The sequence below is a fragment of the Spongisporangium articulatum genome (assembly GCF_044465595.1).
In the GTDB taxonomy this organism is placed as follows: domain Bacteria; phylum Actinomycetota; class Actinomycetes; order Actinomycetales; family Kineosporiaceae; genus Spongisporangium; species Spongisporangium articulatum.
This window is the reverse complement of the sequence record NZ_JBITLV010000004.1, coordinates 465,830-481,017: the sequence shown is the minus strand read 5'-3', so window position 1 is coordinate 481,017 and position 15,188 is coordinate 465,830. Positions and strand designations below refer to the sequence as shown.

The following is a 15,188-nucleotide window of genomic DNA, read 5'->3' as shown; positions in this document are numbered from 1 at the left end:
ACACCCCCGTCCAGCCCACCAAATCGGCTGGTCAGGACCAAGATCGCCGACTCGGTGCACGAACTGCGGGTCGAACTGCGGATCCGCGCACCGAGCCGGTGATCTTGAAGGCGTTACGGGCTGGCGCTCGCTCTCGGGGTGGCCGACGCCGACGCCGACGCCCGAGGCGTGGCGGAAGCGGACGCGGACGCGGACGGGGTGGTCCTGGCCTTGGACGCGGCGTCCTCGGCGGCGATGGCGGCCTCGATGGCCTGCTGGAGTCGCTTCTGCGCCGCTCCGTAGGCCGTGAAGTCGCCCTTCTTCAGCGCCGCGTCGCTGTCCGCGAGAGCCTGCTGGGCGTCGTCCAGGGCGTTCTGCAGGGCCGTGTTGCCCGCCGTCCCGCCCGAGCCGGTGCCCCCGGTCCCGGTGCCGGTCCCGGACCCCGTCCCGGAGGAGTTCCCGAACACCTGGTCCAGCGCGTCGGCGAGGGTGTCGGCGAACCCGATCTCGCTGCCGAAGCCGACCACGATCTTGCGCAGCAGCGGGAACGTGCCGGTGCCCGTTCCGCTGCCACCGCGCACGTAGACCGGTTGCACGTAGAGCAGGCCGCCGGCCAACGGCAACGTGAGCAGGTTGCCTCTCTCGACCGTCGAACTGGTGCCCTCCAGCAGCTTGATCTGCTGGGCCACCTCGGTGTCGGAGTTAAAGTTGCTCTGCACCTGCCCGGGCCCGGACACCGGCGAGTCGCTCGGCAGCTTCAGCAGCCTGAACTGTCCGTACCCGGGGCGCGGTTGGCCGGGGGTGTCGCCGGCGTCGGCGTCGACCGCCATGAATCCCGTCAGCACGTTGCGGGTGCGCCCCTTGGGCACGAACGCCGTGGACAACGAGAACGTGGGTTGGTCCTGCCCCGGCATCTGCAGGGTCAGGTAGTAGGCCGGCTGCAACGAGTTCGTGTTGCGGGTCGGGTCGTCGGGAACCTCCCAGAAGTCCTGCCCGCTGTAGAAGCCGTTGGCGTCGGTCACGTGGTAGGTCTGCATCAGGTCCCGCTGAACCTTGAAAAGGTCCTCCGGGTAACGGATGTGACTCATGAGCTGGCTGTCGATCTTCGCCTGCGGCTGCACCGCGCCGGGGAAGATCTTCTCCCACGACTTCAGCACCGGGTCCTTCTGGTCCCAGCTGTAGAGGGTCACGGAGCCGTCGTAGGCGTCGACGGTCGCCTTCACCGAGTTGCGGATGTAGTTGATCCGCCGGTTGTCCAGCGCCACCACGCTGCTGCTGGGCAGCGCGGTGATGGAGTCGGACGTCGCCTCCTCCAGCACCTTCGAGCGGGAGTACGGGTAGTTGGCCGACGTCGTGTAGCCGTCGACGATCCACTTGATCCGACCGTCGATGACCGCCGGGTACGGGTCGCCGTCGAGAGTCAGGAACGGCGCGACCTTCTGCACCCGCTCGCGCGGGCTGCGGTCGTACATGATCTTCGACTGGTCGTTCACGGCGCTGGAGAGCAGGATGTTCTGCTCCCGGAACTTGATGGCGTACAACAGCTTCCGGAACAGCGAACCGATCTTCACGCCACCGGCGCCGGCGTAGGTCGTGTTCACCTCGTTGGTACCCGAGTCGTCCGGGTAGTCGAGCTCGCGCTTCGGCCCGTTCGCCGCGCCACCGACGATCGAGTAGTCGGGCGACTTCTCGCCGAAGTACACCCGCGGCTCGTAGGGCTTCAACTTCCCGGTGGAGGGGATGTCCTGCTGGAAGAACACCGGCTGGCCGCCCGGCGTGCTCTGCGTGCCGTAGGCGCCGACCAGGCCGAACCCGTGGGTGTAGACGATGTGGTCGTTGACCCAGTTGCGCTGCGAGGTGAGCGCCGGCTGGTCCAGGTCGAGCTCGCGCACGGCGACGACGGCGTCCTGCGTCTGGCCGTCGATGTCGTAGCGGTCGACGTCGAGGCTGTCGGGGAACGAGTAGTACTGCTTGATCTGCTGCAGCTGGCGGAACGTGTCGCTGACCAGCGACGGGTCGACCAGCCGGATGCCGCTGGCCGTGTCGGCGTCCTTGCGCAGGGCCTCAGGTTCGGCGTCCGTCGTCGCGTCGTAGTTCTCCGACTGGACGTTGCTCAACCCGTACGCCGCGCGCGTCGCGTCGATGTTGTGCTGGATGTACTTGCGCTCCAGGGCCTGCGCGTTCGGGGTGACCTTGAACCGCTGCACCCCCGCGGGCAGGATGCCGCCGACCACGATCGCCGAGACCACGAGCAGCGCCACGCCGTACAGCGGGAGCAGGCGGAACTGGTCCATGAACGCGGTGACGAGGAACAGCACGGCCACGAGGACAGCGATGCCGGCCAGCACTCCCCGCGCGGTCAGGACCGCGTTGGCGTCGGTGTAGGTCAGACCGGTGATCAGCCGGGAGTCCTTGGTGGACAGGGCGTACCGCCCCAGCCAGTAGCCGATGCCGCGCAGCAGCAGGAAGATCGCGGCCAGCACCGACAGGTGTACGCGGGCGGCCGACGTCAGCCGCTGCCCGCCGCCCTGCAACCGCAGCCCGCCGTACAGGTAGTGCGTCACGCCCGCGGCCAGGCCGGCCAGGAACGTGGCCGCGGTCAGGAAGCCGACGAGGAACTGCAGCCAGGGCAGCGTGAACACGAAGAACGACACGTCGAGGTGGAACTGCGGGTCCTTCGTGCCGAACGACGTGCTGTGCAGCCACAACTGCACGGTCTGCCACTGCTGCCCGGCGGCCGACCCGGCGAACAGCCCGATCACGACCGGCACGGCCACGGCCACCAGCCGGCGCAGCGGCTCGATGCTGTCGCGGTACCGGTCGAGCCCGGCCTGCTCGGCGGAGACCGGCGCGTAGATCGGCCGGCTGCGGTACCCGATCAGCAGGCTGCTGCCGACGGCCAGCCCCATCACGACGCCGCCGACGACGAACAGCACCGCCCGGGTGAACAGCTCGGTCCGGTACACCTGGAGGTAGCCGAGCTGCTGGTACCACAGCACGTCGGTCCAGATCTGGGCGAAGATCAGCCCGAGGATGATCAGCACGCCGACCACGACGAGGGTCGGCGCGAGCGCGCCCCGACGTCGACGGTTCAGGACGGGCCGCGGGCCACGTGGCTCACGCTCGAAGGTCACGCAACGAGAACTTACTCATCGTCGCCAGGGTTCCCCCACTCATGACCCGATAACGGTCCCGATAACTACAGGTTCATAGGATGCGGGCGTGAGGATGCACTGGTGAACGGCACCGAACTCCCCGACCCGGCGACACAGGCTGTGAACCGTGTCGTGGTGGAACTCGAGCGGCACGCGTCGCTGGCGGGCTGGGACGGTCCGGTGCGGCTGTTCGCCCTGGTCCGGACGGCGGGTGCGCTGGAGCGCGACGGGAGCCTCGCCGAGCGCCTGCCCCCCGACGTCCTGGACGCCGCCCGCGCCGACCCCGAGCACCTCACAGCCGTCGAGCAGGAGAACCTGCCGGAGGCCGAGACGCTCAGCGACCTGCTGGCGGGCATCTCCTGGCCCGACTCGGTCGACGGGGCGGCCGTGGTGGTCGAGCGGTCCGTCGTCCCGCCCGAGGTCGAGAAGGACCTGCCGGACGACGAGGCGGCCGCCGCCGCGATCCTCGCCGACCACCCCTCCCGCCGGGACGTGCGGATGGCCGCCGCGGTGCTGCGCTCCGGCCCGCGCTCATGCGCGGTCCGCGCCCGCGACCACGACAGCGACGACAAGGTGGTGGTCGGTCCGACGCTCGTGCCGGCCCTGGCCGACATCGTCGCCGCGACGCTCATCTGAGCAGCGGGCAGCTCAGCAGGTCGGCAGCCCGGCAGCCTGCCCCGCCGCGATCTTCGCGACGTAGCCGCGCGACTGCTTCAGCGTCGCCGTCTTCACCACCTGCAGCCCGTCGGGCACGTGCCCGACGACCTCGTTGCAGTTGGCCGCCGGGGCCAGGAAGTACTGGGCGCCGGCCCGTCGGGCACCGACCAGCTTCTGCCGGATGCCCCCGATCGCGCCCACGTTCCCCGCGGCGTCGATCGTGCCGGTGCCGGCGATCCGCTTCCCGCCGGTCATGTCGCCGGCCGTCAGCTTGTCGATCACCCCGAGCGCGAACATGTGCCCGGCGCTGGGCCCGACGACGTCCTTCAGCCCGAACGTGACGGTGAACGGCAGCTGGTAGCGGGCGTCGATGTACAGGTCGGTCAGCAACCAGTCGTTGCCGGCGGAGGCCGGCTTGGTGGCCGCGACCCTGACCGCCTGACCGGCCCGCAGCACCGTGAACGTGACCGACCGGCCCGGCCGAACCGCCCGGATCTGGGCCTTGAGGGCCCGGATCGACACCACCCGGACGCCGCCCACGGCCTGGATCACGTCGCCGTAAGTGAACCAGCCGGTCGCCGGGGTCTTGGGGCGGACGCCGGCCACGGCCAGGTCCGCGGGCACCGAGACGCCCAGCGACACGAGGGCCGCGACGGCCGCCGATTCCTGCGAGTCGACCATCATCGCCTGGTCCTGCTGCTCGATCTCCTCGGCGCTCTCGTCCTTCGGGTAGTACAGCTCGCGCGGCACGGCCGACTCCGAGGGGCGCAGCCAGGCCAGGGCGACCGAGATCAGGCTGACCCGCGAGCCGGGGGCGCCCATGGTGCGCACGGTCGTCATGTCGAGCTGCCCGCTGGTCGGGTACGTCGCGTGGCCGGTGATCGTGATCAGCTGCGTGCCGTCGTAGGCGCCGAGGGTGTTCAGCACCGGACCGGGCTTCAGGACGACGTAGTCGGTGGGCAGCAGGATCGCCACGCACAGCAGCAGGAGCCCGGCGAACCCGGCGAGCACCGAGATGACCGTCGACGGCTGCGGCGGCGGGACCTCCCCCACCGGCGCGTACCGGGGGTCGTCCGGGGCGTGTGCGTCCCACGGCTCGGTCACCGGGCAAGGGTACGCATCAGCCGAGGGCGAACGCGGGTACCCCCGGCTTGACCGTCGGGGATGGCGCGGAGCGATGATGAACGGGCAGAAGCGGATCGCCAGCGACACACTGGATACATGAGACCCGGCGGTGAGGTACAGCCATGACGGACCAGCCCGGCGAAGGCGACGAGGACCGAGAGGTACCTGGTGAGCCTGAGCGGGCCGAGTCCGGGGACGCCTCGGCCGAGGAGACGCCCACCGAGAGGCCGGCCGACCGGCCGAACCCTCCGGAGCAGCAGATGGGGATCGGGTTCGGCAAGCGACTCCCGGGCGGCGACGACACCCCCAAGGACCAGGCCGGCCAGCCGACGGGCGACCCGCTGGGCGGGCTGCTCGACGCGATGCTCGGCCCCGGGGGCCAACTGCCGCCGGAGTTCGCCGAGAACCTGCCGCCGGGGTTCGAGAACCTGCCCGGGATGAACGACCCGCAGATGCTGCAGCAGATGCTCAGCTCGGTGCAGCAGATGCTGGCCGGCGGCGGGGACGGCCCGGTCAACTGGGACGTCGCCGCGCAGCTCGCGCGGCAGGCCGCCGCGGAGGGGGGTGACCCGAGCGTCGGGGAGATCGCGCACCGCCAGGTGGCGGAGGCGCTGCGCACCGCGGACCTCTGGCTGGACCGGGTGTGCGACCTGCCCGCGGCGTCGGCCCGGACCGAGGCGTGGAGCCGCGCGGAGTGGATCGAGAACACGCTGCCGGTCTGGAAGGTCGTCGTCGAGCCCGTCGCCAACAGCGTGGGCGAGGCGATGGGCAAGGCGCTCACCGCGCAGGCGCCCGAGCAGCTGCAGGCGGTGCTGGGCGACGCGCTGCCCATGATGAAGCGGATGGGCGGCGCGTTCTTCGGCGCCCAGCTGGGTCAGGCGCTCGGGGCGCTGTCCCGCGAGGTCATCGGCGGTGGCGACATCGGCCTGCCGCTGCTGCCCGCGGGTCGCGCGGCGCTGCTGCCGACGAACCTGGCCGCGTTCGGCGAGGGCCTGGGCCTGCCGGAGGACGAGGTCCGGCTCTACCTGGCGCTGCGCGAGGCGGCGCACGCCCGGCTGGTGGCCGGCGTGCCGTGGCTGCGGGCCCACCTGCTGGCCGCCGTGGAGGAGTACGCGCGCGGTATCACGATCGACATGAGCACCATCGAGTCGGCGGTCCGCGAGATCGACCCCAGCAACGTCGAATCGCTCCAGAACGCTCTCGCCTCAGACCTTTTCGAGCCAGAGCGGACGCCGCAGCAGCAGGCCGCGCTGGACCGGATGGAGACGGCGCTGGCCCTGGTCGAGGGCTGGACCGACGAGGTGGTGGAGCGGGCCGCCGCGGGGTCCCTGCCGCACGCCGTCGCGATGGGCGAGGCGATGCGCCGGCGCCGGGCCGCGGGTGGCCCCGCGGAGCACACGTTCGCGTCGCTGGTCGGCCTGGAGCTGCGGCCGCGCCGGCTGCGCGAGGCCGCGGCCGTCTGGCACGAGCTGACGGAGGCCCGCGGGTCGTCGGGGCGCGACGCCCTGTGGTCGCACCCCGACATCACGCCCGACGAGACGGCGTTCGCGGACCCGGTCGGCTTCGCCACCCGGACCGACGCGACGGACGACATCGACGACGAGCTGGCCAGGATGCTGGACGGCGGCCTGGGCGACGGACCGGCCGAGGGCCCGCCCGAGGGGGACACCCCTCCGCCGCCGGCCGGGTGAGCGGCCCGGACCAGGGCCTGGTGGACGACGTCCGCCGGGTCCTCTCCTCCGCCCCGGGAGGCTCGCCGGAGGCCCGGTTCGAACGCGAGGCGTGGTCAGCCCTGCTGGAGCGCGTCGGGCCGGCGCTGCTGACCCGTGAGCGGGCCCCGTCGCACCTGACCGCCTCGGCCGCCGTGCTCAGCGAGGACGGCACGCAGACCTGCCTGATCCTGCACCGCAAGGTGGGTCTGTGGCTGCAGCCCGGCGGCCACATCGAGGGCGGTGACGCGAGCCTGGCCGAGGCCGCCGCCCGGGAGGCGGGCGAGGAGACCGGCCTGAGCGGCGTCGTCCGGCCCGAGCCCGTGCTGCTCAGCCGGCACCCGGCGCCCTGTGCGCCGGGGGTGGTCGACTGGCACCTCGACGTGCAGTTCGTGCTGGTGGCCTCGGCCGACCAGGTGCCCCGGCCCAGCGACGAGACCCCGCAGGTCGCGTGGTGGCCGGTCGACGCGCTGCCCCCGGACCGGGCCGGCGGCGTGGACGAACTGGTGGCCGCCGCCCGCGCAGCCCTCTGAAGTCGATCATGCAGAAACCTCGCGTCCGGCACAGGTGGGTGCACACCTCGCCGACGCGCAAGGCGAGGTTTCTGCATGATCGACTTCAGAGGGCCTCGTCGTCGTCGAAGGGCGGCAGGTCACGCGCGGCGGCCACGCCGTCGAGGAAGCCGCGGGCCCGCTCGGTCTTCGGGTAGGCCTCCAGCAGCGCCCAGAACTTCGGCCCGTGCCCGCCCTCGAGCAGGTGCGCGAGCTCGTGCAGCAGCACGTAATCGATCACCCAGGAAGGCATTCCGCGCAGCCGGGTACTCAGCCGGATGGTCCGGTCGGACGGCGTGCACGACCCCCAGCGGCTGTTCTGGTTGGCCGCCCAGGCGACCGACGCGGGCCGGGCCAGGCCGCCGAGGTACTTCTGCGAGAGCGACCGGGCCCGCCTCATCAGCTCGTCGTCCCCGGGTCGGCGGCGACGTTCCTGGGCGCTCAGCCGGGCGATCATCCGGCCGACCCACTCGCGTTCCTGGGCCACGCTGAACCGGGCCGGGATGAGCACGACGACGCGATCGGCGTCCCGGTACGCCGTGACCGTGCTCCTCCGCCGGCGGCTACGGCGGACCTCGACCGGCAGGTCCTGCACGGGTCGATCATGCGCAGGCCGCGGAACCTCGTCCACGGACGAACCGTACCGGCCGGACCGGCCAAAAAACTTCTGTCCACAGCCTGGGAACGGAATGCGTCGCAGGTCAGCGGCATGATCGATGGTGTCCGGCGCGTCGCGGTGGCCGAGTGTCAACGCCTCATGCACAGTCCGTGCCCCCGTCGCCCACAGCCCGAGGGCCCCTCTCCACGGGAAGTGGCGAGTTGTCCACACCCCCTGTGGACACAGCCGTTGACCCTCATCTCAGGCGCCCCATACCGTGATCGCACGGCTCGGGCCGGGGCGCACGTGCTGGGGAAGGTGCGAAGCGTCCGCCCGAGCCGTCTGGTTGCCCGCCGCGCTGCGGCCGCCGCCCGTTTACGACCGGTCCGACCCGTTTCGGACCTGCGGTTTCGTGCTGCGACGCGCCGTCGGCCCGCGCAATTCTCGCTCGCCCGCGTGCTGGGCTACTGTCGTGTCCCGTCCGGCGCGCGGGGGTAGTAGAAGCCCAGACCCAGCCGCCGTCAGGCGCCGTCTTCCAGGAGCCGGGTCTGCGGACGCGCGACGGGCACCCGATCAGTCGTTACGAGCAGGGAGTCAGCATGGCCGACGAGACCTACAGCGGTGAGTTCTACTGCGTGAAGTGCAAGGAGAAGCGTCAGGCGACCGGCAACGTCGTGGAGACCAACGGCCGCCGCATGGCCAAGGGCAAGTGCCCCGTGTGCGGCACCAACCTGAACCGCATCCTCGGCAAGGCGTAAGTGCGCGGCTTCTCCGGCACCAACCAGAACGGCAACCTCGGGAAGGCCTGACCCAGGGCACACCGAGCCTCGAAGGGGCCGGCGGGAGCGATCCCGTCCGGCCCCTTCGGGCTTTGCGCCTGTGGACGACGGACGCCTGTGGACGACGGGCGGATCGCCCCGCCGGGCGTGCCAGGCTTGAACGCATGACGGGGACGACGGGAGCGCGGGTGGGTCTGCGCCGGGGCCTGGCCTGCACGTGGGTGGGGCCGGAGGCGGTGCAGATCGGCCTGTCGGGGCGCTTCGGCGTCCAGGTGCACGGGCTGGCCGCGGCCGACGCCCGGTTGATCTCCCGGTTGGCCAAGGCCCGCCCGGTGCGCCCGCAACGGCTGGAGCCCCAGGGTCGACGCCTGCTGCAACTGCTCGACCGGGCCGGCGTGCTCGAGCGGGTCGAGAACGGGACCGCTGCGGCGGAGCCGGTCGGCGACGCCGCCGTCTGGTCGCTGGTGCACGGCAGCCCGGACGGCGGCCACCGGCTCCTCGCCCACCGCGCCGGCCTGCGGGTCGAGGTCCGCGGGCGGGGCCAGCTGGTCGACGACGTTCTGCGCACGCTGTCCGGCGCCGGCATCGGGACCGTCGAGCGGGTGCGCGGTCGGGCCCACCTCGGGCTGAACCGTCCCGACCTGGTCGTCCTGGTCGAACCCGGGGTCGCCGACGCCCCGGCCACCGACGTCCTGGTCAGCGCCGACGTGGCACACCTGTCGGTCGTGGTCCGGGAGGCCGAGGTGCTCGTCGGGCCGCTGGTCGTGCCGGGCGACGGGCCGTGCCTGCGCTGCCTCGACCTGCACCGCACCGACCGCGACGGGGTCTGGCCGCGCACCGTCGAACAGCTGCTCGCCGAGCGCTCCCGCCGCCCCGCCGCCTGGTGCGTGGAGGAGACGGCGTTGAGCACCCTCGGGGCCGGGCTGGCCGCCGTCCAGGTGCTCACGTTCCTGGACGGGCGCGCCCTCGACGGGGTGGGCCCGCCGGCCGCGCGGGGCGCCACCCTCGAGGTCACGTTGCCCGACGGGCTCGCGGCCCGCCGTCCGTGGGGCGTCCATCCGCGCTGCGGCTGCACCCGACTGCCCGGCGTACCCGGCGCCCGAGCCCGGGCTGAGTAAGAATGGCCGACGTGACCGACCTCCCGCGCCGCGCCCTGACCCGGTCGGCCAAGCTCGCCACGCTGCCCCTGGGCATCGCGGGTCGCACCGCCTGGGGCATCGGCAAGCGCCTGGGCGGCAAGCCCGCCGAGATGGTCGCCGCCGAGATGCGGGCCCGCACCGCCGAGCAGATGTTCACGGTGCTCGGCGAGCTCAAGGGCGGGGCGATGAAGTTCGGCCAGGCGCTGAGCATCTTCGAGGCCGCGCTGCCCGAGGAGCTGGCCGGGCCGTACCGGGCCACGCTCACCCGCCTGCAGGACGCCGCTCCCCCGCTGCCCGCGACGACGGTGCACACGGTGCTGCGCGAGGAGCTGGGCGAGGGCTGGCGCGACCTGTTCACCAGTTTCGACGACACGCCCGCCGCGGCCGCCTCGATCGGCCAGGTGCACCGGGCGATCTGGTCGGACGGCCGGGCCGTCGCTGTGAAGATCCAGTACCCGGGCGCCGCCGAGGCGCTCGTCTCGGACCTCAACCAGGTGACCCGGGTGGGCCGGGTGGCGGCCAGCTGGATCCCCGGGCTCGACATCAAGCCGATCCTCACCGAGCTCAAGGAGCGGATGGTCGAGGAGCTCGACTACGAGCGCGAGGCGGCCAACCAGCGCACGTTCGCCGAGGCGTTCCGCGGCGACCCGGTGTTCGTCGTGCCCGAGGTGGTGGCCGCCGGGAAGCGCGTCATCGTGAGCGAGTGGATCGACGGCCAGCCGCTGTCGAGCCTGATCGCCCGGGGTTCGCGCACCGACCGCGACGCGGCGGCCCGGCACTACCTGGAGTTCCTGTTCGCCGGGCCCGCCCGGGCCGGGCTCCTGCACGCGGACCCGCATCCGGGCAACTACCGGCTGACCGACGACGGGCGCTTCGGCATCCTCGACTTCGGCGCGGTGAAGCACCTGCCCGACGGGATGCCCCCGGTGATCGGCGAGCTGCTCACCCTCGCGCTGGCCGGTGAGGGCGAGGCCGTGGTGGCCGGGCTGCGCCGGGAGGGCTTCATCAAGCCGGCGATCCAGATCGACGGCGCTGCCCTGTTGAGCTACCTCGAACCCTTCCTCGAACCGGCCCGCCACCCGGTCTGGCGCTTCGAGCGCGCCTGGATGCGGTCGCTGTTCCAGCATGTCAACGACCCCCGCCGGCCGCAGTGGACGATGGGCCTGAAGCTCAACCTGCCGCCGGAGTACCTGCTGATCCACCGCGTCTGGGTCGGTGGGGTCGCCGTGCTGTGCCAGATCGACGGCGACGTCCCGGTGCCCGAGGTCCTGTCGCAGTGGCTGCCGGGTTTCAATGCTGAGAGGGCATGACTGCAGACTCGCCGTCGTAGCGAGCAGGCGCCCGGCGGAGTGCCCGGCAAGGCCGAGGAGCCCCTCATAGCGGAGCTATGTGGGGCGACGAGAACGCCGCCGGGTGCCCGCCGGGGGTCGCGCAGTAGACGGGGGGTCTGCAGTCACGCCCTACGTTCTGACCGCGCCGGAATGATCGCGGCGGCGACCAGCGACGGCACCGTCAGGGCCAGGAAGGCGGCCGGGTATCCGGCCCGGTTGCCGAGCGCCGAGATGAGGCCGGCCAGAACGGGCGCGGTCAGCACGGCGACGCCGTTCTGCCCGGTGTTCTGCACGCCCAGCGCCCGCCCGGCCCACGCCCGGCCCGCCCGTTCGGCGACCGCCGTGAACGCCAGCCCGTTCGTGCTGACCGAGAACACCGCCGCCAGGACGACGACCACGACCGTGGGTGTCTCCGGAGCCGGGAGCGCGGCGAACAGGCCGGTGGCCAGGACGGTCGTGGCGATGACCAGGGCCAGCGAGCGCATCGGGCCCAGCCGCGCGCCGACCCGGTCGGACCACCAGCCCGCCCCCAGCCGGGAGAACGCACCCCCCGCCTGCGCGAGCGCCAGCACGGCACCCGCCACCCCGGCGTCCAGGCCGCGCACGGTGACCAGGTAGTCGTAGGCGAAAGCGGCCACCCCGAACTGCGGGATCACCAGCAGGGCGCTGGCCAGGTGGATGCGCGGCAGGTACGAGCTCGCGTACGGGTTGCCCGCCCGCCCCGACCGGCCCACCTCGGCGCTGTCGGGCAGCTGCGGGTCGCGGGCCAGGGCAGCGATCACGACGGCCGCGACGGCACACAGGGCGGCCATCAGGACCATCGAACGGGCCACGCCGTGCTCGCGGTCGGCCACCGGGGACAGGTAGGGGACGGTGACGGCGGCCAGCCCGACGCCCAGCGGCTGGGCGGTCTGCCGCAGACCCATCGCCAGGCCGCGCTCGTGGGCGGCGAACCAGCCCAGGATCAGCCGGCCGCTGGCCACCTGGACCGCGGCCGCGCTCGCCCCGGCGGCCGCCAGCGCCACACCGAGCGCCAGCGTGTGCCCCGCCCGGGCCTGCTGGGCGGCCACGACGAGCAGCACCGCGGCGCCCGCCAGGCCGCCCGCCAGGACCCACCGCTCGCCGTACCGGTCGGTCACGGCACCCCACGCGATCAGCGCCGCGAGGATGCCCACGACGGGCGCCGAGACCAGCCAGGCGACCTCGGTCAGCGACAGCCCCGAGGCCCGCAGGGTCGGTACCAGGAACGGCAGGCCGTACTGGAACGTGCAGGCCGCCACGAGCGACAGGAGGCCCGCCAGGAGCACCCACCACCGGTGACCGGTGGCGTGCGCGGCGACGGGCGCGGTGCTCCTCATGTCCACCACCGTAGCCCTATTGGCCACAATGCGAGACCTACGTCTTGAATAATGAGACGCACGGTCGACCTCGGTAACGCGCGTGAAGCATCGATGAAGCAACGATGTTTCCGCCACGGAGGTGAACTTTCATGTGCGGGACACGTGATCGGCGTAGCCTTTCGAGGCATGACGGGCTCACCTGAGAACCGCCCCTCCGCGACCGCTACCGCCCAGCCCCTCAGTGCTGTCGGGCTCGCCCGGATCCCTCACCAGGCCGACCGGGAGATCAGCTGCCGCCACTGCGGCACGACCACGTCCGCCCACATCGCCCGGCTCTCGGGAGCCTGGTCGGTCGTCGACGACCGGCCGCTCTGGGACTGCGACGCCTGCACGCGCAGCCACCTGCGGGAGTTCGAGACCACCGACCGCTGAGGGTCGGCGCTCAGACGTCGAGATAGACCAACCCCGGTCCCTCGTCCCGGAAACCGACCCCCAGACGCGCGCTCACGTCGTCCAACCGGCCCTTCCAGTCCCCGCGCACCCGCGGGTCCGCGGTCTCGAAGCCGTGGTCGGCGGTCATCAGGAACGTGACGTCCTCGGTGACGCCGAGCGCGTCGAGGTGGTCGAACAGCGCGCCCAGGCGCCGGTCGGCGTCCATCAGGCTGTCGCGCGCGATCGCGCTGCGCGGGCCGCCCGCGTGGTGCCCGGCGTCGGTGACGATGTTCGACCACCACGTCAGCCGCGGCGCGACGGCGGCCGACGCCCAGTGCTGCTGCATCTGCAGCACACCGATGTCGTCGACCCGGCTGCAGAACCGGTAGTACGAGTCCGCGAGGTGGGCCCGGTTGCCCAGGTAGGGGCTGTCCTCGGCCGGCGGCAGGGCGGCGTCGAGCGCCCCGCCGCCGTCGTTGCCGCCGGCCGCGCGGATCAACTGCATGGTGGACGCCGTCGCGCCCCGGTCGATCGCCTCGTCGACGCACGCGCTGGTCGCGTCCGGGTCGGCGCGGGTCAGCATCTCGAAGACCGTCGCGACGCTCGGGCGGAACCACTCGGCACTGCGGTGCCAGGTGGTCTCGTCGTTGGCCAGGATGCGCCGCCGCTGGGCCCGGTCGTAGAAGACGTTGCCCAGCACGCCGTGCCGGCCGGGGCCCACACCGGTCAGGGCGCTCGTGTGGTTGCACAAGGTCACGCTGGGGAACTCGGCGACGGCGCCGCCGCGCAGGGCCGTGCCGTGCTCGATCAGGCGGGCGACGTTGGGCAGCGTGCCCTGCGCCGCCAGGTGCAGGAGGTCGGAGCAGTGCCCGCCGTCCCAGAGGATGCCGATGACGTACCGACCGGCCCCGGCCTCGAGCAGGTCGGTCCGGGCCCGGCCGTCGAGGGGCTCGCCGGCGGCGTCGGCGTGGAACCGTTCGTCGACCCCCGCCGCGCGCAGGAGGGTGGGGGTCACGTCGACGACGTGTGCGTACCCGTCGACCACGCCCCGTCGCGGCACGCCGGCGCCGGACAGGATGAACGGCGCGCGGGACTGGATGACGTCGAGGCTGCCGTGCTCGCCGCGGTGGCCGCCGTACTCGGGGAAGTAGTGGCCGGGCGTGTGCACGATCGCGAGGTCGGGGCTGCGGTCGGGGTCGGAGAAGAAGCCCAGCAGGCGACGGGCCGGTTCCGGGTAGGCGTTGGTGGCGTTGGCCGGCGACGGGTCGATCTGCTCCAGGTCGTAGGGCAGGAAGGCGAGCGGGTCGGTGTCGGCGACCGGGTCGCGGCCCGCGAGGACCTCGTGCCGCTCGGTGCCGTCGGCGTCGAGGGTCAGTCGGACCCGCCCGGTCGCGTGGGCGACGATCACCGCCTCGCCGGGTGCGCCGTGGGGGTCGGGGTGCGCCACCAGGTCGACGACGCCCGCCAAGTCGGGAGCGGTGAGTGCCTCGACGACGGGGGTCACGATGTCGGCCATGCGCGCGATCGTAGGCACCGGCCCCGAGTGCTGGCGAGGACGGCCTGGCCGCCCCCTCCGCGGCCAGGACGCCCTCGCTCTGCCCAGTAAGACGCGACGGCCGGCCGCCAGGTTGCCCCGGCGGCCGGCCGAATTGTGGAGAGGAAACCTCTCAGGCCGCGACCTCGACCTTCCGCGGCCGGCCCCGCGGCCGCTTCCGCGGCACGACGACGCCGGACAGGAACAGCTCGCCGCCCCAGACGCCCCACGGCTCGTGCCGCTCCAGGGCGCCCGACAGGCAGGCCGTCCGGACCGGGCAGTCGAGGCAAAGCTGCTTGGCCAGCTCGACATCGGTCGGCGACTCGGCGAACCACAGTTCGGCGTCGAACTGCCGGCACGGCATGGGCTCGACGGTCTCCTCCTCGACCTCTTCAGCCAGAGCGTCCATCAACGCCGTGAGCTGCAAGGTCGTCACCCCCTTCAGGTGGCTCCGGGTTCTCGGAGCGGTTGTCTTCTGTGCGAGTAGGTGTTTCGAGGGGCGTTGGCCAACGAAAAAGGCCGCGGACCCTGTTCGGGTTCCGCGGCCTCGGCTGCCGGCTAGGTGGTGACCTATCCGGGGCTTCCGGTGACCGTGGAACCGTGGTTCAGACGGACGAAGTGCTTGAACTGCTTGACGGACTGCGACATGACCGACGGCGTGGCGGCGGAATCCACCCCGAAGCCGTCGAACCGGTCGCGCTCAATGCCCGAAATGGGGGCATACGTAAGCGATTCCGGCGTGCAGACGGCAGCCGCGGGCCACGCGCTGTTGAGCAACGTCGTGCTCATCGGATGCCACCTTCCTTCATCGCTCGGTGTTGCCTGATCTGGTTTCGAGGGCGCAGCCGAATGCCTCGTC

14 protein-coding genes are annotated in these 15,188 nt (G+C 72.5%); 7 read left to right on the top strand and 7 right to left on the bottom strand.

Annotation, left to right across the window (positions count from 1 at the left end; genetic code table 11):
- Positions 1 to 113: 113 nt before the first annotated feature.
- Positions 114 to 3,113 carry a UPF0182 family membrane protein gene (locus ACIB24_RS14830; RefSeq protein ID WP_398281727.1) on the bottom strand — a complete coding sequence of 1,000 codons (3,000 nt, stop codon included), beginning with the start codon at positions 3,111 to 3,113 and terminating at the stop codon, positions 114 to 116.
- Positions 3,114 to 3,215: 102 nt separating this feature from the next.
- Here ACIB24_RS14830 and ACIB24_RS14825 point away from each other — a divergent pair, with 102 nt between their 5' ends.
- Positions 3,216 to 3,770 (top strand): PPA1309 family protein, encoded by a 555-nt coding sequence (locus ACIB24_RS14825; protein WP_398281724.1) that lies wholly within the window; start codon positions 3,216 to 3,218, stop codon positions 3,768 to 3,770.
- Positions 3,771 to 3,782: 12 nt separating this feature from the next.
- Here ACIB24_RS14825 and ACIB24_RS14820 read toward each other — a convergent pair whose 3' ends face one another.
- A complete protein-coding gene (locus ACIB24_RS14820) occupies positions 3,783 to 4,895 on the bottom strand; it encodes a PDZ domain-containing protein (RefSeq protein ID WP_398281721.1) in 1,113 nt (370 codons plus the stop codon).
- Positions 4,896 to 5,038: 143 nt separating this feature from the next.
- On the opposite strand from ACIB24_RS14820, the gene ACIB24_RS14815 reads away from it, so the two are divergent.
- Both ACIB24_RS14815 and ACIB24_RS14810 read left to right on the top strand, forming a co-directional pair.
- Positions 5,039 to 6,607: a zinc-dependent metalloprotease gene (locus tag ACIB24_RS14815; protein WP_398281719.1), complete on the top strand. Its 1,569-nt coding sequence runs from the start codon at positions 5,039 to 5,041 to the stop codon at positions 6,605 to 6,607.
- Positions 6,604 to 7,158, top strand: coding sequence for an NUDIX hydrolase (locus ACIB24_RS14810; RefSeq protein ID WP_398281716.1), 555 nt, complete (start codon positions 6,604 to 6,606; stop codon positions 7,156 to 7,158). The genes ACIB24_RS14815 and ACIB24_RS14810 overlap by 4 nt, the downstream gene beginning before the upstream one ends.
- An 85-nt stretch (positions 7,159 to 7,243) precedes the next feature.
- Here ACIB24_RS14810 and ACIB24_RS14805 read toward each other — a convergent pair whose 3' ends face one another.
- On the bottom strand, positions 7,244 to 7,771 hold the full coding sequence (locus ACIB24_RS14805) for a M48 family metallopeptidase (protein ID WP_398281713.1): 528 nt from the start codon (positions 7,769 to 7,771) through the stop codon (positions 7,244 to 7,246).
- A gap of 602 nt (positions 7,772 to 8,373) precedes the next feature.
- Between ACIB24_RS14805 and ACIB24_RS14800 the strand changes: the two genes are divergently transcribed.
- The 3 genes from ACIB24_RS14800 to ACIB24_RS14790 all read left to right on the top strand — a co-directional run bounded on the left by ACIB24_RS14800 (position 8,374) and on the right by ACIB24_RS14790 (position 11,002).
- Positions 8,374 to 8,532, top strand: a complete 159-nt coding sequence (locus ACIB24_RS14800; protein WP_398281710.1) for a DUF5679 domain-containing protein — start codon at positions 8,374 to 8,376, stop codon at positions 8,530 to 8,532.
- A 185-nt stretch (positions 8,533 to 8,717) separates the two neighbouring features.
- Positions 8,718 to 9,671 carry a hypothetical protein gene (locus ACIB24_RS14795; protein WP_398281707.1) on the top strand — a complete coding sequence of 318 codons (954 nt, stop codon included), beginning with the start codon at positions 8,718 to 8,720 and terminating at the stop codon, positions 9,669 to 9,671.
- An 11-nt stretch (positions 9,672 to 9,682) separates the two neighbouring features.
- Positions 9,683 to 11,002 carry an ABC1 kinase family protein gene (locus tag ACIB24_RS14790; protein WP_398281704.1) on the top strand — a complete coding sequence of 440 codons (1,320 nt, stop codon included), beginning with the start codon at positions 9,683 to 9,685 and terminating at the stop codon, positions 11,000 to 11,002.
- Positions 11,003 to 11,145: 143 nt separating this feature from the next.
- On the opposite strand, the gene ACIB24_RS14785 is transcribed toward ACIB24_RS14790, so the two are convergent.
- A complete protein-coding gene (locus ACIB24_RS14785) occupies positions 11,146 to 12,381 on the bottom strand; it encodes an MFS transporter (RefSeq protein ID WP_398281701.1) in 1,236 nt (411 codons plus the stop codon).
- Between the two features lie 168 nt (positions 12,382 to 12,549).
- Between ACIB24_RS14785 and ACIB24_RS14780 the strand changes: the two genes are divergently transcribed.
- Entirely contained in the window at positions 12,550 to 12,795 is a 246-nt protein-coding gene (locus ACIB24_RS14780) for a hypothetical protein (protein ID WP_398281698.1), read from the top strand.
- 10 nt (positions 12,796 to 12,805) lie between these two features.
- Here the strand turns inward: ACIB24_RS14780 and ACIB24_RS14775 are convergent, their stop codons facing one another.
- The 3 genes from ACIB24_RS14775 to ACIB24_RS14765 form a co-directional block, all read right to left on the bottom strand.
- Complete coding sequence (locus tag ACIB24_RS14775) at positions 12,806 to 14,311, bottom strand: alkaline phosphatase family protein (RefSeq protein ID WP_398281695.1); 1,506 nt, start codon at positions 14,309 to 14,311, stop codon at positions 12,806 to 12,808.
- Positions 14,312 to 14,462: 151 nt separating this feature from the next.
- Positions 14,463 to 14,738: a WhiB family transcriptional regulator gene (locus ACIB24_RS14770; protein WP_398281923.1), complete on the bottom strand. Its 276-nt coding sequence runs from the start codon at positions 14,736 to 14,738 to the stop codon at positions 14,463 to 14,465.
- Positions 14,739 to 14,899: 161 nt separating this feature from the next.
- Positions 14,900 to 15,118 carry a hypothetical protein gene (locus ACIB24_RS14765; protein WP_398281692.1) on the bottom strand — a complete coding sequence of 73 codons (219 nt, stop codon included), beginning with the start codon at positions 15,116 to 15,118 and terminating at the stop codon, positions 14,900 to 14,902.
- Positions 15,119 to 15,188: the final 70 nt, after the last annotated feature.

What these genes read in the sequence shown, in the direction of transcription:
- ACIB24_RS14815 (WP_398281719.1), top strand. Translation starts at nt 5,039, where the DNA reads ATGACGGACCAGCCCGGCGAAGGCGACGAGGACCGAGAGGTACCTGGT.
- ACIB24_RS14800 (WP_398281710.1), top strand. Translation starts at nt 8,374, where the DNA reads ATGGCCGACGAGACCTACAGCGGTGAGTTCTACTGCGTGAAGTGCAAG.
- ACIB24_RS14795 (WP_398281707.1), top strand. Translation starts at nt 8,718, where the DNA reads ATGACGGGGACGACGGGAGCGCGGGTGGGTCTGCGCCGGGGCCTGGCC.
- ACIB24_RS14785 (WP_398281701.1), bottom strand. Translation starts at nt 12,381, where the DNA reads ATGAGGAGCACCGCGCCCGTCGCCGCGCACGCCACCGGTCACCGGTGG.
- ACIB24_RS14780 (WP_398281698.1), top strand. Translation starts at nt 12,550, where the DNA reads ATGACGGGCTCACCTGAGAACCGCCCCTCCGCGACCGCTACCGCCCAG.
- ACIB24_RS14775 (WP_398281695.1), bottom strand. Translation starts at nt 14,311, where the DNA reads ATGGCCGACATCGTGACCCCCGTCGTCGAGGCACTCACCGCTCCCGAC.
- ACIB24_RS14770 (WP_398281923.1), bottom strand. Translation starts at nt 14,738, where the DNA reads ATGGACGCTCTGGCTGAAGAGGTCGAGGAGGAGACCGTCGAGCCCATG.
- ACIB24_RS14765 (WP_398281692.1), bottom strand. Translation starts at nt 15,118, where the DNA reads ATGAGCACGACGTTGCTCAACAGCGCGTGGCCCGCGGCTGCCGTCTGC.